The 21,965-nt window shown below is 48.3% G+C and carries 16 protein-coding genes; 8 read left to right on the forward strand and 8 right to left on the reverse strand.

The features are described 5' to 3' along the window. Nucleotides 1-307 precede the first annotated feature (307 nt). Entirely contained in the window at nucleotides 308-1,684 is a 1,377-nt protein-coding gene (locus tag OXH18_RS08655; protein ID WP_268612122.1) for a serine/threonine-protein kinase, read from the forward strand. Between the two features lie 8 nt (nucleotides 1,685-1,692). Here the strand turns inward: OXH18_RS08655 and OXH18_RS08660 are convergent, their stop codons facing one another. Beyond that, on the reverse strand, nucleotides 1,693-2,604 hold the full coding sequence (locus OXH18_RS08660) for a c-type heme family protein (RefSeq protein ID WP_315874642.1): 912 nt from the start codon (nucleotides 2,602-2,604) through the stop codon (nucleotides 1,693-1,695). 222 nt (nucleotides 2,605-2,826) lie between these two features. Here OXH18_RS08660 and OXH18_RS08665 point away from each other — a divergent pair, with 222 nt between their 5' ends. Continuing rightward, nucleotides 2,827-3,732: a phosphate/phosphite/phosphonate ABC transporter substrate-binding protein gene (locus tag OXH18_RS08665; protein WP_268612124.1), complete on the forward strand. Its 906-nt coding sequence runs from the start codon at nucleotides 2,827-2,829 to the stop codon at nucleotides 3,730-3,732. A gap of 14 nt (nucleotides 3,733-3,746) precedes the next feature. On the opposite strand, the gene OXH18_RS08670 is transcribed toward OXH18_RS08665, so the two are convergent. Then, a complete protein-coding gene (locus OXH18_RS08670) occupies nucleotides 3,747-4,454 on the reverse strand; it encodes a class I SAM-dependent methyltransferase (protein WP_268612125.1) in 708 nt (235 codons plus the stop codon). A 45-nt stretch (nucleotides 4,455-4,499) separates the two neighbouring features. Next, nucleotides 4,500-5,381 (reverse strand): glycosyltransferase family 2 protein, encoded by an 882-nt coding sequence (locus OXH18_RS08675; RefSeq protein ID WP_268612126.1) that lies wholly within the window; start codon nucleotides 5,379-5,381, stop codon nucleotides 4,500-4,502. A gap of 139 nt (nucleotides 5,382-5,520) precedes the next feature. Here OXH18_RS08675 and OXH18_RS08680 point away from each other — a divergent pair, with 139 nt between their 5' ends. From OXH18_RS08680 to aspS, 3 genes are all read left to right on the forward strand, one after another. Beyond that, nucleotides 5,521-7,341, forward strand: coding sequence for a hypothetical protein (locus tag OXH18_RS08680; protein WP_268612127.1), 1,821 nt, complete (start codon nucleotides 5,521-5,523; stop codon nucleotides 7,339-7,341). After that, on the forward strand, nucleotides 7,313-8,197 hold the full coding sequence (locus tag OXH18_RS08685) for an alpha/beta hydrolase (protein ID WP_268612130.1): 885 nt from the start codon (nucleotides 7,313-7,315) through the stop codon (nucleotides 8,195-8,197). Before OXH18_RS08680 ends, OXH18_RS08685 begins: the two co-directional genes overlap by 29 nt. Nucleotides 8,198-8,367: 170 nt before the next feature. Continuing rightward, nucleotides 8,368-10,155, forward strand: a complete 1,788-nt coding sequence (gene aspS, locus OXH18_RS08690; protein ID WP_268612132.1) for an aspartate--tRNA ligase — start codon at nucleotides 8,368-8,370, stop codon at nucleotides 10,153-10,155. A 754-nt stretch (nucleotides 10,156-10,909) separates the two neighbouring features. On the opposite strand, the gene OXH18_RS08695 is transcribed toward aspS, so the two are convergent. The 5 genes from OXH18_RS08695 to OXH18_RS08715 all read right to left on the reverse strand — a co-directional run bounded on the left by OXH18_RS08695 (nucleotide 10,910) and on the right by OXH18_RS08715 (nucleotide 15,853). Then, nucleotides 10,910-11,107, reverse strand: coding sequence for a hypothetical protein (locus OXH18_RS08695; protein ID WP_268612133.1), 198 nt, complete (start codon nucleotides 11,105-11,107; stop codon nucleotides 10,910-10,912). A gap of 253 nt (nucleotides 11,108-11,360) precedes the next feature. Further along, on the reverse strand, nucleotides 11,361-11,534 hold the full coding sequence (locus OXH18_RS08700) for a hypothetical protein (protein ID WP_268612134.1): 174 nt from the start codon (nucleotides 11,532-11,534) through the stop codon (nucleotides 11,361-11,363). A gap of 931 nt (nucleotides 11,535-12,465) precedes the next feature. Continuing rightward, nucleotides 12,466-13,263 carry a hypothetical protein gene (locus OXH18_RS08705; RefSeq protein WP_268612135.1) on the reverse strand — a complete coding sequence of 266 codons (798 nt, stop codon included), beginning with the start codon at nucleotides 13,261-13,263 and terminating at the stop codon, nucleotides 12,466-12,468. Then, entirely contained in the window at nucleotides 13,260-14,348 is a 1,089-nt protein-coding gene (locus OXH18_RS08710; RefSeq protein WP_268612136.1) for a hypothetical protein, read from the reverse strand. The genes OXH18_RS08705 and OXH18_RS08710 overlap by 4 nt, the downstream gene beginning before the upstream one ends. Beyond that, the gene (locus OXH18_RS08715; protein ID WP_268612137.1) at nucleotides 14,345-15,853 is read right to left on the reverse strand and encodes a hypothetical protein; all 1,509 of its coding nucleotides are present in this window, start codon (nucleotides 15,851-15,853) and stop codon (nucleotides 14,345-14,347) included. The genes OXH18_RS08710 and OXH18_RS08715 overlap by 4 nt, the downstream gene beginning before the upstream one ends. A gap of 49 nt (nucleotides 15,854-15,902) precedes the next feature. On the opposite strand from OXH18_RS08715, the gene OXH18_RS08720 reads away from it, so the two are divergent. From OXH18_RS08720 to OXH18_RS08730, 3 genes are all read left to right on the forward strand, one after another. After that, nucleotides 15,903-17,963, forward strand: a complete 2,061-nt coding sequence (locus OXH18_RS08720; RefSeq protein ID WP_268612138.1) for a hypothetical protein — start codon at nucleotides 15,903-15,905, stop codon at nucleotides 17,961-17,963. 3 nt (nucleotides 17,964-17,966) lie between these two features. After that, nucleotides 17,967-20,393, forward strand: coding sequence for a glycosyltransferase family 2 protein (locus OXH18_RS08725; RefSeq protein ID WP_268612139.1), 2,427 nt, complete (start codon nucleotides 17,967-17,969; stop codon nucleotides 20,391-20,393). Nucleotides 20,394-20,982: 589 nt separating this feature from the next. Further along, entirely contained in the window at nucleotides 20,983-21,960 is a 978-nt protein-coding gene (locus OXH18_RS08730) for a hypothetical protein (protein ID WP_268612140.1), read from the forward strand. Nucleotides 21,961-21,965: the final 5 nt, after the last annotated feature.

Genomic DNA, 21,965 nt, shown 5'->3' on the forward strand with positions numbered 1-21,965 from the left:
TGCTGAAGATACCGCTAGAGCATAATAGCTATCCTCAGCAGTCCTAAATGAATGTGAATTATCACAAAGGAGGTTGTAATAGAAAATCGTGCGATCGATTTAGGCGCATAATCTTGTTAATTTCTGCAAAATTGTACGGTTTGGTAAGCGTTATGATACAGCTATTACTGATTAGGTCATACTGATTGAATACTAGTCGAAATCGATTCCTGACGCTGTCTCCTGACTCTTCATTGATTGGTCAGGTGAATCTAAGTTGATAGATACGATCGAATAACGCTTAGGTTAGTGAATGGCTCTCTAGCAAATGGACATCTATTGCACTCGTCCAAACTGTCCAGATCCGATTAATGCCTTCCCAGTTTTGGATGACAGCATTTTTCGGTCTGTGCAACAGCGGTACTGTGCGGCTTGCACCATGCCTTTAATTTTGGATGGGCGCTACTTGCCGCTGACTCGCTTAGGCGGTGGGGCCTTTGGTACAACCTTTCTGGGCGTTGATTTGCGATCGGCCAAGCAACGTCACTGTGTGATTAAGCAACTGCAACTGAAGCCTAACCTGGCAGCCAACCAAATTGAAGGTGTGAAGCGGGCCTTTCGTCGGGAAGCCGAAATCTTGGAACTGTTGGGTGATAATCATCAACAAATTCCGACACTGTATGCCTATTTGGGGCTAACGGCTCCTGCGTTCGGAACTGGTCGGCAATCAGACTCAAATCCTCAGGCTGCGGAAGAATACATTTATCTAGTCCAGGAATACGTCAAGGGGCAAGATCTCGATAAAGAGTTGCGACGCAATGGGCCGTTTCGTGAATCAGACGTTTTGGAAATTGCCGAACAAATTCTGCCAGTGTTGCAGTTTATTCATCAACACGGGGCCATTCACCGTGACATCAAGCCTAGCAACATGGTGCGCGATCATACGAATCGGCTGTACTTAATTGATTTTGGGGCTGTTAAGCAAGTCACAACAGGCGTGCCTTTACACAGTAATTCGCTGGTATTTGGTACGTTGGGCTTCGCCCCGCCTGAACAAATTGCCGGCAAGCAGGTGTATCCCTCGACCGATTTGTACTCATTTGCGGTTACAATCCTGTGCTTATTGACCGGCCATCCGCCCGAAGCGTTACTGGATGCCGCAGGAGATGGTTGGAACTGGCGATCGTTTGTGCAGGTCAGCGATCGGCTAGGGGCGGTGCTAGACAAAATGCTGGAGTTCATTCCAGGGCGGCGTTTCCCTTCGGCGAATGCGGTGCTAGAGGCATTGTTTTACCCCGAACCTGTTGAACTGAAGCCTGTTGTCCAAACCGAGGTTGCATCACATCGAGAAACCGATTTGCAGGCCGCCGATGTAGAGACCTTCTGGCCCAACGTTGGACGCACAGACCTAGGGAATGCTGAAACGATTCTCAGTCCGCCGTCTCATCCACCTTTGCCGCTCCCCCAGCCCGTTGTTCAACCAACGAATGCTCCAAGCCGCCCTCCAGCTACGCTAAATCCGATGTTTGTCACTCAATGTCAACAGGAATTAGCGTATTTTATTGGGCCGATCGCGGGGTTAGTCATCGAAGAGGCGATTACACAGCACTCACCCGCTTCCCTACACCAGTTAGTTGATCTGCTCATGCAAGAGATCCCTGATCCCGAAGCTGCTCTAGAGTTTAGACGCCGCTTGCTTTCCTAATTTCATCGTTACGCACCCGTGCCGCCATGTGTACTGCGGCTTAAGCGTCTCAGGGCAATGTCCAGGCTCAGTTGCATCCGCTTAAAGGCTTTAGCCAAGTTGCCAATTTCATCGTTAGATATTGCCTCGAATTCAACATTGGTGTGTCCGGTACTGACCTCCTCGGCAACACGGGTCATGCGCTTCAGCGGTCGAATAATCTGGCGATTGAGCAGAATATTGACCAGCAAAATTACCCCAATGAAGATGGTTGAAACAATGCTTAAGACAATCAGAGACGATCGATTCGCTTTAGTAATCACCCGACTTGCAGGGACCGACACGACTCTAGCCCCTACAATTTCATTTAACTGCCAACCAAATCCTCCACTGGTGCCGTAGCGTTCAATCAAGCTTTTCGGAGCAGTGGCTGGCGATTGATGGCACTGTAGGCAGCTTTCAGCAGAAACGCTGAGAGGGCGAGCAATGTAGAATACTTCACCACTGGGGACGGTACGAAACCCACTCAGTTCCTTCAAACTAGTATTCTGCTGAAAATTTCTGACTAATTGCGCTTCAAACTCATCGGCTTTGTCTCGTAAATTTGTCGGATTTAAAGTTGCTTCTTTATAAAAGAAATCTCGATACTCTGGATTGTTGCGCAAGTTTTCAAATACTTCGCGAGCAGAATAAGCGGGAATGGTTTGAGGTAAAAATTTTGTTTCTAATTCATCAGACAATTCGGGATTAATTTGACTGCTGGTGTAGTCTCGAACAGATCCCATCGTCTCCATCAAGATTAACGCCGTAGCGGCTACGTCATTTCGCGCATTTTGTCGCAGGACAATTGACAGCGCAATTCCACTCAATATCAGTCCCATTAATAATATTAGGCTTAATAAAATTGTAAACTTTCGTCTTAGACTAAGATTCTTTAACATAATAAGAGGTTGCGAATTTTTAACTGCTTCAACCAGATCTTTCACTAATTAAATCATCGATCTTGAGGCATATTTCGAACCGTAAGCTTTATATTATTTATGAAAGAAGCGATAAAAGTTGAGCTTTAATTGCGCTTTGATTACGATTAATTTGACTTTATAAAATCTTAATGTTTGTTGTTCAATCGATTTGCATCCTAGTTTATTCTTTTGTGAATCACCATGCTTTCTAGCCGCTTCTGTTGGTCTCTTGTTTTATTCTTGATTGGAACCTTGGGAACTAGCTGTAATTCCCAACCGGAAGCCACGAGTTTGAATGAAATTACGATTGGCATTGTTGGGTATGACGAGGGCGATCGATCACTACAGCAATATGAGCGATTGCAAACCTATCTGTCTGAACAAACCAAAGCCATCGTGCAAATTGAACCGGCCTACAATGAACTGCAAGCGATCGAACAAATTCACCGAAAACAGTGGGAGATTGTGTTTGCACCCCCTGGGTTAGCTGCGATCGCCTTGGATCAAGATTTGTATCTACCGTTGTTTGCTCTAGAGGAATTGGACAGTGAACGGCGATCGCTGTTGGTCGTGACGGAGGACAGTCCGGTGCAAAGCTTGGCCGATCTCAGCAATCGAGTGGTGGCGCTTGGGGCACCTGGCTCGGCTGCTGGCTACTATTTGCCCGTGTATGATCTCTATGGCTTAACGTTGGCGGAAGCGCGATTTGCCCCCACTCCCAAAACGGCCTTACAGTGGCTCAGCGAGGGCCGTGTAGAGGCAGCAGCATTGTCAATGGAAGACTTCGATCGCTACCAACGAGACTTTTCCACGACCTCTTTCCGCGTGTTGCACACCAGCCGTTGGATTCCCCCCGGATTAGTGCTGCTTGGGCCCACGGTTGAGCGCAACTTGCAAGAACAAATTGAGCGGGCTATGCGAGATGCACCTCCCGACATTACGGCCGATGCTGGCTATGTTCCCTCGGCTCCCTTGCCCAATTATGATCCATTTATTGAACTGGTGGAAAAGGTATTGCCCTTGCGAGAGTCAGTGCAGCAACAACCCGCTGTCTTGCAGTTTGAATACACTCCTCCAGAGGAACCCCCTCCAGAAACTCCTCTGTGATCAATGGCTTGGCGTCAGCACTCCCCAAGCTCAGGATTGATTGCCACCGCAAACAACGACAACCCAATCGGCAAACTTCCCCACGATTCAAGCTTCTGCAACAGTGGAACCAGTCGATCGAACCAGCCAATTTGCTCAGCCGGGGGCGTAGTACGCTGTAGAACCTTGCCGTTGAACCACCAACCGGGAATACCAGCCGCATTGAAATACCACACGGTTGGGTTAGGAAATTCTGCCTGTTGCAAGGTTGCTGTCAAGCTGCACTTGTTGTACCGACGATAGTGCCCGATTGCTCGATCGAGGGGACCATACAGACAGTTCAGTGCTGGCACTTTCACAATTAGGCGACCGCCCGGTTTCAGCCCTTGCTTGAGGTGACGCAGCAATTGCTGATCCTGCTCAATATGTTCCAACACATCCAGCAGAATGATGGTGTCAAACGATCGCGTCCAAACGAGTTGGGTTGCATCTGCCACCATCAAGTTGACATGCGGGTAGAACTGCAAGCGCGTCTTGGCTTGTTCAACAAACCTTGCATTCACATCCACCCCTGTCAAATTTGCGCCCGTTTGCGCCAACAGCTCGGTCAAATTGCCCGTGCCACAGCCAACCTCCAACACGTCTTGACCCAGGTGTGGCAATACTTGTGAGACAATCCAACAATTGTAATGTCCGGCCGACTGGAGATGGTCGAGCCAAAACGCCTGCGCCCGATCGTTCACACCTTTTCTCCTGTTACAGGTTTTTTACCACGCCGAAACTCACCCTCAACTGGCAAATCGAAAACGAACCACATACCAGAGCGCCTTCAGTCCATCGCGCCAGTTAATCTTCTTACCCTCCTCATAGGTACGACCATAGTAGGAAATGCCCGCTTCATACAGTCGCCATTTGCGCGGCGATCGACTCATTTTTACTGTAAACTCGACTTCAAAGCCAAAATCGTTGCAGGTTAGGGTCAACTCCTGCAAGACTTCACAGCGAAACATTTTGTAACAGACTTCAATATCGGTAAAGGTGGTGTTGCATAGTAAGTTGGTGAGGGTGGTAATGGCTTTGTTGCCCAACAGGTGGTGAAAATAAAGAACGCGGTGTGGTTCCCCATAGAACCGGGAGCCATAGACTACATCGGCTCGACCGTCTGCAATCAACTGCCACATCCGCCCCCAATCCTGCGGTGTATATTCCAAATCCGCATCTTGAATTACCAATACATCCCCTGTAGCAGCTTGAAATCCACTGCGCAGGGCAGCCCCTTTGCCTTGATTGCGATCGTGCCACAACACCGTTACAGCAACGGGCAGAATCGGTTGTGCGATTGGTGCATTCAGCGTGGTAATAGTCCCATTTGTGTGGTCAACTGCCTTGTCAATGGAAATATCCATTGTCGTCACATCTGCGTTCTCTTGGTTATTTTCATCGTTGTCTAAAAGAGCGATTAGTTGCTGATTTGCATTCAGTGTTAGATACGTCAGCGACGTATGTGTTTGGAGTGTTCGGGTCAGCCATTCTCGGGTTCCATCGGTGGAGCCATCATCTACAATGACAATCTCTTTCGATACATGAGGCAACGCCTTTACCACTTCAATCAGTGTACTATCGATCGTATGAATTTCGTTGTAAACCGGGATGATGACGGATAGCTTCACTCCCACACTCCTTGCCCAAAAAAGGATGAATCCGCTTCTGCCTCACGGTGTTTCTGCGGCGGTTGCTAATCTGTTATAAAACGAATGAGTCGTGAACGATCGAAATTTCATATAAACTTATGGCAACGCAGCGGATCGAGTGTTATCTTTTGCATTCAAACGATCCTATCTTTCTATCAAACAACGCTTGAAAGCCTTACTGTTTCAATCCAACTCGTCTCGTATCCACCAAACAATTTGGTTAAGTTTAAGCCTGGCAATTTCTTTGTACTTTGGTGGGGTTTCCTTACACTATGCCTTCAGCCAACCGCATATTGTGCAGGATGATGTCCGTATTCACATTGTTTGGTTTCAGCGCTTTGTTGATCCCCAATTGTTTCCCAATGATTTGTTTGCAAGGTATTATCAAGCCATTCAACCGATCGGCTTCAAAGGTTTGTATTGGGCTGTGGCACGGCTTGGCATTGAACCCCTGTGGTTTGCCAAAATTTTACCCTTATGCTTAAGTTTACTTACAACGAGTTATGTATTTGGAGTCTCACTCCAATTTCTACCAATTCCGTTTAGTGCATTTTTGTCTACGCTGATTTTGAATCAGAATATTTGGCTGAAAGATGATTTAATTTCTGCAACACCTCGATCGTTTAACTACTTGTTGCTGGCTGCTTTTTTATATTATGTACTCAATCGATCGCTGTTTTCCTGTCTAGTTACACTAGCCATCCAAGGGGTATTTTATCCCCAATTGATGTTAGTTGAAATTGGCATTTTGGGATTGCGATGTTTATGTTGGCAAGGACGATCGATCAAATTAGTTAACGATCGTTCAACTTGGATTGCAGCGTTGACAGGATGCGCAATTGGAGCGACGGTGATTCTATTATTTTTCACGGGAGTTACTCAAGAATTTGGTGATTTGGTGTCAGCCGCAGATATGCAAACTATGCCCGAGTTCAACTCGAACGGCAGACGCGCCTATTTTGGAGTTGATCCGCTTCGGTTTTGGTTGGCCGGTGCTAGTGGGCTGCGGTTGCCCTTATTTCCGCCTATCATTTGGGTCAGTTTAGGATTACCGTTTCTCCTCAAAGCCCGATCGCCCTTGACTCGATCGATCGCTCACCTTGATCTCTTAGAACAATTGGCCCTTGCTTCACTAGGGTTATTTGCGTTAGCACATCTAGTATTTCCTACCCTTTATTTACCCAGTCGCTATACATTTTATAGCGCTCGATTGATCATGGCGATTGGGGCTGGACTAGTTTTATTTGTACTAATCAAAAAAGGCTACATTTGGTTGCAAGCAACACAACGCAACGCGCAAAAACTGACGATTCAACAACAGATAGTTGTAGGTTTATGCAGCTTATTCGCTGTTGCTGTGTTTGTGATTCCTGCTATTCCCAGTTTATTTTTAGATTGCCAGAATTGGGTTATGGGAACCGCACCCGAACTCTATCAGTTTCTACGCAATCAACCTCCGACTACTGTGGTGGCCTCTCTCACACCAGAAGCCAATAATATACCTGCTTTTACGGGGCGATCGGTATTGGTAAGCCAAGAACTAGCCATGCCCTATCATGCGCGTTTCTATCAACAGGTGCAACAGCGATTGAGTGATTTAATTCGCGCTCAATATAGTTCAAACCTAGCAGGAACTCAAACAATGCTTAACAAGTATCAAGTTGATTTCCTGCTAGTTGACGATCGTTTTTTTGAGCCAAGTTATTTGCTTAAACAAGATTGGTTGATCCACAGTTCGGTGCAGCCCGTTGTGAGGCAAGCCGTGACTCAGTTACAGCAAGGCGCAACTCCCGCCATCGTCCCAACGATCGATCGCTGCACGGCCATTCAAGAGCGCAACCTGATTTTATTGGAGATAAGGTGTATACAAACGCTCGCGGCAGCGAATCAAGCAGGAGAAGTCACCCCCGTTGAAACGACGATCGAATCTACCAAATAAGCTCTCAACTCGTAAGCTCTCAACTCGATTGGTCTTGTGGCTCAGCAGCGGGTTGATAGGGCTATATCTGGGACTCTGCCTGTTGCTGCGGGTTGGACAATCGCACCTAATCTTTCATCCACCATCAACGCTGGCAGCGACACCTGCCGATGTCGATCTCAACTATGAAGATGTGTACTTGACCGCAGATTCTGGTTATGCCCATGCTTGGTGGATTCCGTCTGCTACACCTAATGCTCCAGTGCTGTTGTATCTCCACGGCAACGCCAGCAACGTTGGCGATTTGGTACATCGCGCCGATCGCTTACATCAGCTTGGATTTTCTGTCCTGCTGCTTGACTATCGCGGCTATGGATTCAGTTCGCCTGGCTTACCCACCGAAGCAACTGTCTACGAAGATGCACAGTTGGCTTGGAATTACTTGACGCAGGCTCGACGTATTCCTCCTCATCAGATTGTGGTGTTTGGTCAATCCTTGGGGGGAGCGGTGGCGATCGAACTGGCAACACGCCAACCTGACATGGGCGGCATCATTCTTGAGAGTACCTTCACCTCCATGCGAGACATGGTAGACCACACGAACCTGTCGCGCCTGTTTCCCACAAATTTGATCTTGACTCAGCAGTTCGATTCCCTCGCCAAAGTACCCACGCTGCAAGTCCCCAGCCTGTTCATTCATGGTGCAGCCGATAACACAATTCCTGTACGCATGAGCCAAGCTCTATTTGCCGCGGCTCCTCAGCCCAAGTATTTGTTGATTATTCCCGCTGCAACCCACAATGATGTAGCTCAACTGGGTGGTTCTTCCTATCTGGAAACGATTCAGGAGTTTGTGAATCAATACACACAGCTATAACCGGTCTCTAGTTAGGATGAATCAGATGTCCGAGAGCCTTTGTATGGCTCAGTCAGGACTCTCATATCGCTTTAAAACGAGAGGAGTCGCCAGTCGTGGCTCGGAATACTAGATAATATAAAAGTTTTATCCCACCCCTCAGTTTATTCACTACGTCATTATTTCAAGCCATGCGAACTTATTACTGTGGACACCTGCAATCGGCACATGTTGGAGAGACAGTCACGCTGTTTGGTTGGGTCGATCGTCGTCGCGATCATGGAGGGGTGATTTTTGTTGATTTACGCGATCGCAGTGGAACCGCCCAAATTGTCAGCGATCCAGAGCGAACGCCCAAGTCTTATCAAATTGCTGCCGATCTGCGCAATGAATATGTGGTCAAAGTTACTGGTCGGGTTTCAAAGCGCCCACCCGAATCCCTCAACCCTCGTATCCCTACTGGCGAAATTGAAATTTATGCTGACGAGATTGAGTTGCTGAACTCGGTACGAAAACAATTGCCGTTTCAAGTTTCTACTGCCGAAGAAGAACCAGTGCGTGAAGATTTGCGCTTGAAATATCGCTACCTAGATCTGCGGCGAGAACGCATGAGCCGAAACCTACAGCTTCGTCATACGGTGGTCAAAACCCTCCGTCGTTATTTAGAAGATAAAGCCGGGTTCATTGAAGTCGAGACGCCAATCTTAACAAAATCGACGCCTGAAGGAGCAAGAGATTACCTAGTTCCCAGTCGAGTCAACCCAGGGGAGTTTTTTGCGCTGCCTCAGTCGCCTCAACTCTTCAAGCAGTTATTGATGGTCTCGGGGGTCGATCGCTATTACCAAATTACGCGCTGTTTCCGCGATGAAGATCTGCGCGCCGATCGCCAGCCCGAATTCACTCAACTAGACATGGAGATGAGCTTCATGTCTCAAGCAGAAATTTTTGACCTTAATGAAGCCATGTTGGTGCACTTGTTTCAAGCCGTCAAAGGGATTGATCTACCGCGTCCATTTCCGCGCCTTACCTATGCAGAAGCGCTCGATCGCTACGGCACAGATAAACCTGATACACGCTTTGCTCTGGAACTGGTGAACGTATCAGATCTAATGAAAGACTCTGGTTTTAAAGTCTTTTCGGGGGCGGTAGCAACAGGCGGCATTGTCAAGGTTCTACCGATTCCTGGCGGCAATGAAGCCATTTCTAATGTTCGCATTAAACCCGGTGGCGATCTGTTCAATGAAGCGGCAACGATGGGCGCTAAAGGGCTGGCTTATATCCGAGTACGCGACAATGGCGAAATCGATACAATCGGCGCCATTAAAGATAACCTTTCGGAGGCGCAGAAGCAAGAATTGCTGCAACGCACGGGAGCAGTTCCCGGCCATCTGCTGCTGTTTGGGGCAGGTGAAACAGCCGTGGTCAATAAAACGCTCGATCGATTGCGTCAAGTAATTGGTAAAGAACTGGGGCTGATCGATCCCAATCAAGTGAATTTACTTTGGGTGACGGATTTTCCCATGTTTGAGTGGAACTCGGACGAAAAACGCCTAGAAGCCATTCACCATCCCTTTACCGCGCCGCATCCAGATGATCTTGATGACCTGAAGACAGCCCGGGCCCAAACCTACGATCTGGTCTATAACGGCTATGAAATTGTCAGCGGCAGTTTACGAATTTATCAGCCTGAAATTCAGCAACAGGTGCTTGAAATCATTGGACTGTCTCTGGAAGAAGCTCACAGAAAATTTGGGTTTTTACTAGAAGCGTTCGAGTATGGGGCCCCACCCCACGGGGGCCTTGCCTATGGACTCGATCGCCTGGTAATGTTGCTGGCGGGTGAAGAATCCATTCGGGATGTCATTGCCTTTCCTAAAACCCAACAGGCTCGCTGCCTGCTGACAAATGCTCCCTCACGGGTTGACAATCGACAACTGAAGGAACTATATGTTGCTTCAACCTATCAACCAAAACCGTAAGAATTCTCCCGCTCTTTCGAGCGCCTGTCTCGGACGCCCAACACCGAAAGAGCGCACATTCACACAGTTAGGGTTGATACATCGAAATAGGTAACCCCGAAGGATTGCCTAGATAGTTGTCATGTCACTGCTTATGGATCAGGAATACTCTATTTTAAGCAAGGAAGCTGCTAGGTCAAGGAAAAACCTGCCAGTCCTTAAACATCAACCAAAACCAATTTCAGCTAGGTCAAAAAAAATGTCGATTCTCAAATATTTCTAATGTTGTGATAAGTTTTTTTGCTGGTTTGGGCACACTACTACTACACTGACTAGGACTGTACTCAATGATCTGGATTCTATCGCTGGCGGTTTGGTCAATTAGTCTTTTGCCACTATTTTGCGTATTCTCTAAATCTAAATCCCCCATTTGGGATCGAATAGAGCAGCGATGGCGAGAAGATGACGAACCCAATTACTACTATGACTTTGAAGCAAGGAATATTAAGCGTCGGCTACGCTAGAGACACGACGATGCTCAGTTTCAAGCAATCGACTTGCAGGTAGACCGCGGCCGCTAGCTGTTAGCTACATTGCTTCGCGCTCTGAAGCAATGTAGCTAACAACCAGCGATCGCTTGTAATAGTTCCTACAAGTTGATTTAGTGATCTCTGCCCAAAACTCTTGCACAAAACACAAAATTGGGTTTAGATATGTAAGGGCAATTTTGCAGGGCAGTCATCGAACTTCACACAACTTTAGGTATGGTATAAATTTAGACTTGGTGCACTACCTCTTTTCTGCTGGGTTCAGCCACATAACCTGACTTGATCTGAACTGCACTGAGCTTTTTGCCTTGCTTCTCCAATTGACGATGGATGGAAAACGCGGCAACACGATCGGTGCCAAAATCGTACAGGATCTTCTGGTTATCTGGAGAAAATTCGTAGAAGAAGTATCGAAGGGAACGCATCTGCGAGGCTCCTTAAGCTAGCAACTGAACAATAAAGATGTTGAATGAAATGCCTCATTTCTCTCTAACCATGAGAGATAGGATATTCGCCATAGTAAAGCTAGATAAGCATCACCATGAACGGTAGAATCTCTCAGTGTGCCGAGTCAGGAGAGAATTCTGCTCTCGTTAAAACCAGCAATGGGGCTGAATGGTAGCTAGAAACTTGGTTGGATGACGTAAAGTCTATTGTAGATGTAGAAGCTTGAAAGACTTAGGCTGCTTGTGGCGTAGATGTCCGTTTGATCTGTACTGCACTCAACTTTTTGCCTTGCTTTTCTAGCAGCCGATGCTTGGCAAAAGCAGTAACGCGATCAGTGCCAAAATTGTACAGCACGCTTTGCTGATCGGGATTGAATTCGTAGAAGTAGTACTGAAGTGAACGCATGACGGGAACTCCTGATAATCAACACATCAAACACATCGACAAACAACTGGTAGATAGCGCATGTTCCGATTCTGAACACCTGATTCTTGCAAATGTCTAATCTCTACAATGGTGCTAGCTCGCTTTCCGTAAACTTGCAACTTTTTCAACTCCCTAAAAAGTTAAGAATTGTAAAAGCTCATCAAGTCATACAGTTTATAGAGAACACACTGCCGACAGATGAAATTCCGAATAGCTTAAGAAAAAAGCGGACAACCAGTGAGATGGTTTTATGGCTGCATCTTCACCATAGCGATTTGGATTCGCAATGGTGGATTCCCATGATCCGCCCTCTTAATTGTCACATTCGGTTGGGGCTAGATGTTAACCCTCAACTTCAGTTAAATCAACGGAGTCACTTCAGAAGGAGTTAACGACTACCCTATAATAATCAGGTTGCCAGAGCTTTGCCCAATCAGTTTTATAGAGACGAGCCACTCAGGTCACCTCTAGATTACCCCTGTTGGAGCTTATACTCTCAGATTTCCTTCTGAATGCTGGTTGATTCAAATTTGCCCTCTCGCTCAATTAACGGCGAATTCACCCCCACCCCATAGCAGCTGAAAAAACGACTTGAATAAAAAGAACAATCTCCACTGTGAATGAACTTCCTGTACACATTGACAGTATAGATCTGACTCACAGCGTCCAAGACTCATTGCAAGCTGCAAAAGTCAAAAAAGCCAGTATGATGCGCCCCTGATTAGATGAGGCAACGTAGAGGGCCTCAATATTAAGCGGACATAGGAAATGTCACGCAGACCAGCCAAGTAAACTTAACCCTATATCTATAAAGTTTAATACTCCACCTCGCAGTTTCATCTTCCAATTGGAAGAACCTCATAAATCTTTAGCAAAGCAGTGCTATATCATAGAACGACGGGTAGAACGGCTAGAATTGATACCAAATTCTGCCTTCTAATCCACCTCCATCAGAACCAGCAATATTAGTATAACCACCAAAGACAAAGGTCAATCGATCGGTGGCACGAAACCACACTTGTCCTGTAAGTTTTGTAAAGCCACTCTCATCATCGCGAAATTGGTCATTTTCACTGAGGGCGATCGATTGCTCAAGCTGAGCAGCCACGGCAATGCGATCAATAATATCTTGACTGACTTCGCCCAGTAGGCGGATTTCATTGCTAACTCCGCTATCAAAATATTGGCGATAGGCGGCTTCCACTGACCAATAGCCATTGCGGCCGGCTAGTTGATAGCCTTGGCTGACGGGAATGCGAACTTCTACACCCACCGCGCCGCGCCCTAGGGGCAGTTCCGCGTCAGCATCATAGCCCATTGGAATCAAAACGGTGCCCTGCAAAGACGTAGCGATCGATGAGTCTAGATCATTGAAGCGCCAGCGCACGCCTAGTTCGGCGTCGGTAAATCCAGAATTATCGACGCGATCGCCATTGAATTCATCTTCGATCCAAGCATAGGGAATTTTGAGAATCAACGTGACATCGTCCTCTAGTCCGTACTCAACATAGGCTTCCAGTTCGATCTTCTCGAAATCATCTGCTTCAAAGGTACGGACTGTAAAGCCTGTAAATGTACTGCCTTGAGGTTGAGTGAAGGCATTCGCCCAGGCGCTTTTGGCGCTCCCTAAGCACAACATTCCTGCCAGACCGATCGAGGCTACTCGTCGGCCATAGGTTTGAATCTGATGCTGTATCCAAATTGTCATCCAATCTGCCTCACCGTTTGCTGAAACGTCGTTGCTGCGGTTAATGCCCCATAGGGATCATCTTTATACAGTCCGTAGTGCATTAAGGAGAACTTGTTGAGTCCTAAACTCATGGCGTAGTGCAACCACTCCGGCTGCATCATGCGTTGGAAATCATCTGCCACCGTATCGGCGCGTCCCCCATTTGGGTGATTTTCTTTAATGCACGGTTCATAGTGCGACACCATGAAGGAATTGTGATAGTGAGAAAAAACTTCACAACACTGTAGGATTTGGGCGGGATTTCCCGGATCTGGAAGATTATTGCTGGGATCAAGTTCATCCGTGCGACGAGGGCGCATTGACTGAAACGCGATGCCATCCATTTCACGGAGAAAAGCTGCGAACGGTGGAATCATACTACGTCCCCAGCCCCGAAGTGGATCATCAAAGGTGACAATCCATCCACCCCAGCTAGGAGCAACCCATGCGGTCGGTAGATAGTTCTTAATGATGCCGCGTGCTCGCCGTAAGTTTGCCATCAAGGCTTGATAGTAAGGAGCCGTGGTGTCGTTATAGGTATCTGCGGGTAGCCGCCAGTAGGAAAACTCGGTAGCTAAAGTCCAATAGGTGACTCGGTGGTCAGGGTTGGCTTGACGCACATACCGGGCCAGTTGTTCGATATCATCCAGGTACTGCTGCGAGATGTGATAGTCTCCAGCCGGTAGCGACTCATCATTTTCCCAGGTGATGATGTGCAAGGTGTAGCCATGATTGAACCAGGTGGAAAGCTGTCCAGAGTGATGGAGTTGTCGCCAAGGATGCAAATCTCCTTGGCGATTGTCGTAACTATTGAGCCAAGCTGATAGAAACTGGGGCGACCACGATTGAGCGATCGCCTCCACTAGAGGATTACTTTGCACTTCTCCAAGAAACCGATAGGGATCTGCCCCAAGTCCCAAAAGCCATTTGGGCTGTGAATTAGCAGCATTGGCAGGAATCACGTTGTTACGGCAGTTAGCAGGAATCAGAGTGGAAACCAGAGACGTTGCCAATAAGGTACGGCAGAATTTACGTCGGGAAGAACGGTTCTGCAGAAACGTCATAGTCCTCGTTGTAGAAGTTGAAAGAACGGGTTCTCACGAATGACTTGAAACCCAGGGAGAGTTTCTGGCGATCTTTGAGACCAAAACGCTCCTACTCTATCTCGGTCTGCCACCGGAGAAGAAGGCCCCGCCAGTAATATGAAGTCTGTGTAAATGCCAGGGTTCTGTAAAGCCGGAACAAATTCAAATTGATAAGGCAAGATGAAGGCATCAGGACGACGAACTCGATAAAGAATGCCAGAGCCAACCGTATCGTCCACTAATAGGCGGCTGGGGCCGGTGAGGGTATTGTCGAGCAGATCGGCAATGTCGCGTTCTGCTTGGCAAAATGCCAACGATTGCTGTACTGCTGGAGTTTCAGGAATAGGTTGACCACTCAATTGTCGCCACAGTAGGGTCTCCTCAGGGACAAACTCATTCTGCTGAAGCCGATAGCCGGTATAGAGCAAACTAGCGACCAACGTCACTGTAATCAAGATCCGGCTCAAGAGTCGCCGTGGTGGTGCGTGCCACCAGATCACAGGCAGTAACCCTAAAAAGAGTCCAAGTTGACTCGCCGACGGAAAGAACAATCCTTTCCAAAAGGAGATAATCAACATAAACACTGGCAGCAGCAAAATTAAGATTAATCCGGCTCGGTGTTTATTGGCGCTGAAGATAACACCCAGAATCGTCACCAGATAGACTGGGACGGTGGTAATTAGCCATTTCAGCGCGGCTATCACACTGGAGTCAATTTTTTCCTGCTGCACAAACGCTAAGTTGCGAGCTTGTTGCAGCGACCCATTGGAGCTATTGACGAAATAAAAGGCATCATCGGTCGTGATCCAGTTGAAATACAGGAACGCACCAACTGCCACCAAACTCATAAATAGCACAACTAATGCAGCGGAAATCTGGAATCCAGGGGGTTCAGTGTTGTAGAACGTTACGAGAATGGTGACTGCCAAAATTGGGAGCAGATACCAGGCTTCGAAGCGCACCAACATTAGCGGTGCCAAGACGAAGCCCAACAACACAAGAGCCAGACCGGTAGACAACAACCGCTTATCGCGCTCTTGCGCTAGATCAAGCAGTAGGGTCATTGCCCCCATTAATAACAGCGTGGCAGTGGCCCAATCGGGACGGTATAACGCCATCAAACCAAAGCTAGGATGTATAAAAATTAACAACGTCCATAGCACTTGCCAAAGGCGAGAAACGGAAACCCGACCCATTTGCTGCATAATAAGACCGACTAGGCTACCACCCACTAACGCCTGAAATGCGATGGGAGACGTTCCAGTCAGCAGAACGCCGTAGATAATCAACGGTGGAAAGACGTAACCAAATGATTCAAATCGTGGTTCCGGTCCTGAATACGCTAAGAGCGCTTTTGCCCCTAAATAGGGAAATTCTTGGGAAATACAACCAGTTTGGTAGAGCCAAGTTAAGACTAGCGCTATACTGGCCGAGGAAAGGATACCAATACAAATTGTTACTACTGCTGTAGAATGCTTAACCATCTTGAGGGTGCAAAAACCTAAAAATGAACCTCATTCAAACGGAAGACAGATGGTGCCGACTCCGCAATTCAAAGAACTATCGCGAATCATAAGATACATTAACCCGGCTTCTCCGTTGAAGCAACTCGCTGTTCCAATTCTCAGTTCTTTAACCGTTTTAACAGCCGCCACGGTTGCAAAAGCAGAAATTATTCCTTTTGAAGCCCTTGGCTACGATCAATCGGTAATTCTGAGAGGGGTGAGTCCGGAATTTAACGTGGGAGTTCCCTATCCAACGGGAGGGATTAATCCAGACAATAGCTTTGTGCGGTTGCGACTTGAACCATCTCCAGCACTGAACCCTGAATCTACGGTGCGATTGTTGGTGAATGGCGAAATTGAACAAGTTGTGCCAGTTCGCACCTTGCTGGAAAACCCGATCGTGACAGTTCCCTTACGATCGCTGCCACCCGAAACCCAGTTTATCAATCTGGCGATTCAACCATTCTTATACATCAGCCGCAACTACTGTCAGGATTTGCCGACTGGAAATTTATTTTTGACTGTTGGTAACGACAGTTTCTTCGACATCAACCCGTTGCGGCAAGATGAGAGCATTCTGGGGTTCTTCCGGCCGTTCTACAGTCAGGTGGTGTTTAATGTGCCCTCGAACTTGAATGAAGAACAGGCGGAGGCGGCTCTGGCGCTTTATAGTGCCGTCACCTACCAATTCCGCGATCGCAAAACCCCGATTTTGTGGCGACAGGGCAACGCCCAACCAGCCGGGGCCGAGGTTATCAATGAACCCGCCAACCCAGCCAATACCGCTGCGCAGGTCTTCCTTCGGACTGGGGCAGACAGCCCAGAAATTCAGCGTAACGGCTCGACGTTGGAGGTTCGGGCGGATATGCAGGCCATTCAATCATTGCTGGAGTTAACAGCTAACCCGGCCTTGGTGAGTCAAGGTCTGAATGTAGAAGCGGTTGAGAACCTAGAAGAAACCACATTGCCGCTCTCTCGCTCCTTCCGCATTTTGGGATTTCGAGATGGCCCGCGTCGCTTCTTCGGTACTCAGACGATCGACGTGCCCTTTACCCTGGCCCAATTAGGAGGGCGCCCCAACGAACTCATTACCAACATCAAAGCCACCTGGACGCCAGTCGATCGAGATTTACAAGAGCGCCTTACCGCCCAGGTATATTTCAACGACACGCTGGTTGAAACCTATGGGCTGAATGATACAACCCGACTGGATGAGACCATCATCCTACCAGTCAACCAACTGAATGCCAATAACAATCTATCACTGGTGGTGGCTTATGTGCCGTCGGAGGGCAATTGTTTAGTTAGCCCCACTGAAATGACTTTCCAACTGCACGGCGATTCGTATTTTAGCTGGAATGGGTACCAAGATCCGGCTGGAGATTTCAGCGACTTGCCCTATTTGTTCAGCCAGCGCAATGGGCAAATTGTTACAGATATTACTCAGCCTGATGCCTTAGCCTCGGCAGCCTACATGCTTGGAGCAGTGACGCGCTTAGCCCGCCAGCCTCTATTGCCACAACTGGTGGATGCTCGCCAAGTGCAAGACTGGTCAAATTTACCTAGAGAAGGAAACTCCCCGGCTTGGCGATTGATCGTTGCTCCTCCTGAGCAAGCGTCGTTGCCAGCACCAGTCCGCTTGGAAGACAATTTCGAGATTTATAATCCGGTCAATGACAATCGGCTCTTTGTGGTCGATCCTACTGAAGATTTGGGGATTCTTCAGTACTTCTCCTATCAAGATCGACCCACCGTTTGGTTGTCGTGGTGGGGCAATAATCCCCAGAGTGCGACTCGACTGTCGGCATCTTTGGCTGATCCCCGCACGTTGCTATCGGCTCAACTGAATGGCAATGTTGTCACCTTTACCAACTCAACGGGAATTCAAAGCTGGGATTTGCGCCGCCGTACCCTACTGGTTGATTATCCCAGTGAATTTAAGTGGTCGATCTTCCTACGGCGCTATCGAGTCCCATTAATTTTCCTGGGACTGGCTCTGGGTGCAGCCTTAATTTGGTTGGTTTATCGACGGCTGGGACAAACGCCCACGCCACCAGCGGCTGAACCTGGTATTGGGGGTGAGGAGTAACTAATGACACCGTTTGAACTACAGCTTCAAGAACAACTCGTCAATGAACAGCGGTTGACCGCTCAACAGTTTCAAGATGCCTATGCTCTGAGTCAAACGACGCCTTGCTCGCTTGCTCAAGCGTTGTGGCGACTGAATTTGATGACGCCAGATGCATTTTTGGAAGTGGTCTCCCGGTTGACGGACTATCCCCTGTTGAAACGATGGCAAGAGCGTGACCGTGCGATCGATTTTGCCCTCTCTCGTCAGTTTGATCCAACCGATGAGATGAGTCGATTCAACTTCTTCCCCTGTCAGCGGTTAGATGACGGCACGATCGCCGTGGCCCTGGAAGACTGGGACAATCCGGCTGTCACCGAAATCATTCATCGGGTCTATCCAGGGGCACCCATTCAGATTTTGTTGGCGACTCAAGCCCAGATTCGCTCGCTGATTGTCGAATCAGGGCTGGAAATTCAACTGCTAGAGTCGCAGGTACTGACAGATCTTGAATGGCAAGATGCTTTAGCGACGGCTCGCTATACCGATGTGCCTGTGGGGCAGGTGTTGATTACCCAGGGCTATGTCAAGGGAATTGATTACATGGAAACCGTTGGTAACTTGCTAGATCTCCCCTTGTTGTTTCGCTATGACAAGGCTGATTTAGCGGAACCCGATGCGGAATTGGTGCAACAGTTTGATCTGCAAACCATGCTAGCGCATCTGTTCATTCCCTATGCCTGGGTGGGCGATCGAACCATGATGGTGATTGAGCAAAATCCGCTTGATACTACGGTAGAATCGCTAATCTATGCTAGGCATCCTGGCATTCAATTGTTCAAAGTGCTGGGAACAGAGCGCGATGTGACGCATCTAATTGATCAGCTTTACCAAAACCGATTCAGTTGGCGTGCCACCTATCACCTCATGGCCTATGCTCCGGATATTTCGGCCGCACGGGTCTTTACCCCTACCCAAATGATTGCGATGTATTTTGTGTTGGGGGTGGTTCTGTGGGGGCTATTGTCCGACTGGTGGCTAACTTTGGCCATTCTCATGGCCATCCTCAACTTGTTCTTCATTGCTTCAATTGGGTTCAAGCTGGTACTGAGCTTAGTGGGCGCACTCGATCAGCTATACCGAATCAGCGACGAAGAGGTGGCGGCCGTAGACGATCGCACGCTGCCACTCTATACCATTCTGATTCCGGTCTACCGCGAGCCGGAAGTGCTGCCTATCTTAGTACAAGCGCTCGATCAATTGGATTATCCCAAAGAAAAACTCGATGCGCTGCTGCTGCTGGAAGCAGATGATACGGAAACGATTGAAGCGGCTCGAGAACTTGACCCCCCGCGCTATATTCGGTTTATTTACGTACCCGAAAGTCAACCCAAAACCAAACCCAAGGCACTGAACTATGCGTTACCGTTTGCCCGTGGCGAATACCTGACCATCTATGATGCCGAAGACATTCCCGAACCGGATCAGTTGAAGAAAGCGATTATTGCCTTCCGCACCAGTTCTCCCGATCTGGTCTGTGTGCAGGCGGCGCTGAATTATTTCAACTACGACGAAAACATTCTGACACGGATGTTTACGCTGGAATATTCCTACTGGTTTGACTACATTGTACCGGGCTTGCAAACCCTACGTTGTCCAATTCCGTTGGGGGGAACTAGTAACCACTTCCGCCTCGATCGCCTGCGGGAACTGGGGGGGTGGGACCCGTTTAACGTCACCGAAGATGCAGATTTGGGCATTCGTGCCAGCGAACGTGGCTATCGGATTGGGGTGATCAATTCTACCACCTTTGAAGAAGCCAATGTCGAACTGAAAAACTGGATTCGGCAACGCTCGCGCTGGCTTAAGGGCTACATGCAAACATGGCTTGTACACACCCGCTTCCCGATTCGATCAATTCGTCGGCTAGGGTTTCGTAAGTGGGCTGCGACCCAACTGTTTATGGGTGGCACAATTTTATCGTTCATTACCACGCCGTTGCTTTGGGCGCTGTTTATCTATTGGTTGGTTACCCGCGCTTCCTGGCTCGATCGATTATTTCCTGAATGGGTGCTGTACATTTCGCTGTTCAATCTCATCTTTGGTAATGCGCTGGGCATTTACCTCAACATGATTGCGGTATTCCGTCGGCGCTACTACAAGCTGATTTTCTATTCATTACTCAATCCTCTCTATTGGCTCCTACATTCTGCCGCTGGCTACATTGCCCTTTGGCAACTCTATGGCAATCCGTTTTATTGGGAAAAAACTCGACACGGATTGAGTAAGTTTTTCCAAGAAAATGGCAACGGCAATGGTAATGGCGTCCACACTGTTAATGGCAACGGCAACGGCAACGGCAACAGCAGGGCTAATGGTGGTAACGGCAATGGTCGATCGAACGGTCGATCGAACGGTGGGTCAAATGGTGGATCGAATGGCACACCCTAGGAATGACTCGTTAGGACAGACATAGAGACAAAAAGAAGTAGGGCGCTAGTCAAGTCAGAGTTGCCGTCACCAAACACTGCTCTCATCTGACCCCTCTCCTGCAAAGAGACGAAACCAGCGCTCTAACTGCCTCCTCTCCGGGGAGACGGGTTCAGCAGTAGGGAAAATCCAGTGTCAATCCACCAACGCCAGCAGGCACTCCTAGATCCTCGTCTCGATGACGCTTTATTGAGAAGCCACCTCGTTTTGTAATCATCGCTACTGTACATGAGCCAGAAAGTGCTCCTGTCAATAGCCGCGATGGTGAAAATGCTTAATTTTCACACTTGCTTCAATAAAATTTACATTCCTTGACAGAATTTACACGACAAATACGGTTGAAGAAGGCTAGTTTAATACAAAACCGGCCATTTTCTATTGTTGCAATATCCTCTAGACACACGTTAAAGAATTTCCCTGAAGCAAGACTACTCCGGCTGGGTTTATGTTTTTGCGCTAGTCGATCAACGCTAGCCACCATCAGACGAATTTTGATGCCATCGTGGGTGCTCAACCGGATTAATGTTGTTCTCCTAAATTCTTGCTAATCATGAATTTGTCACATCGCTTACTGTCTTCAGCGCTTTTGGCGGGAGCAGTTTTGTCAGCAGCCCTGCTTCCGCTTGCCACGGTGGGGGCAAAACCTGTCACCATTCAGCTTGAGGAAAGACCCGTCTTTGTTGGACAGCTTCGAGAACTAGCTGCACCCTATATTGCTTTGGCAACAGGCTTAAGTTTAGGTGTAGGGGCTGTGAGTCTATCTGTATTGAGTTGGCAACAGGCATCTCGTAAACTGTCGCGCTATGAAACCGATATGTCCGCTCTGCGGCAACAACTGGCTGAACAAGAGGCACTCGTCGAGCGGCTGAAGTTCTCAGAAACGAAGCTGCAAACGTCTGGCTTAGAACAATTTTTGCAACCTGCTTCGGTAGCTGCCCATGCTGCATCGACGGCTTCTCTGCCAGCCGCCACCCGATCTACTTTTGCTCCCGATCGGGTTTCTCTAAACACGGCTTCTTCGGATAAAGGAGTGTTAGAAGGAGAATTGCTCGAAACGTTTGTCGATCGCCCTCAGCCAGTTTCTCAACCAACGGTGCCCGATCGTAGACTGGTGACGCCAGTTACTAGGTCTGCACAATCGGCAACCAGTTCAGGCTTTTCAACGGCCGGTCTGGAGTTTTTCCTCGATAACTCCACAGCAGCCCTGTCTGAACCACCTACCCAATCCACTCCGTCTTCCTCGCCTATGCCTGCAATGGCTACTGAGAAGCCGATTACGGTGACGCCTATTACTGAGCCGGTCAAAATTCAAGCACTCACTGCTCTGCCAGCAGCCCAAGCCTTCAGTGGATTTGTTCGTCGCTCATGGCAGGATGCGGCTGATTCGCGATCGCCCCTAACGCCGATGGAGACTTCTGTACAGTTGCAAGAACTTCTGAGCCATCTGAAACAGGTGACAGCCCAGATTGAACGTTTGCAAACCACTCAGAATTCCGCATTGGGCAACGGCAGTGGCAACCGCGCTTGAAATAG

The organism is Thermocoleostomius sinensis A174 (assembly GCF_026802175.1).
Classification (GTDB): domain Bacteria; phylum Cyanobacteriota; class Cyanobacteriia; order Elainellales; family Elainellaceae; genus Thermocoleostomius; species Thermocoleostomius sinensis.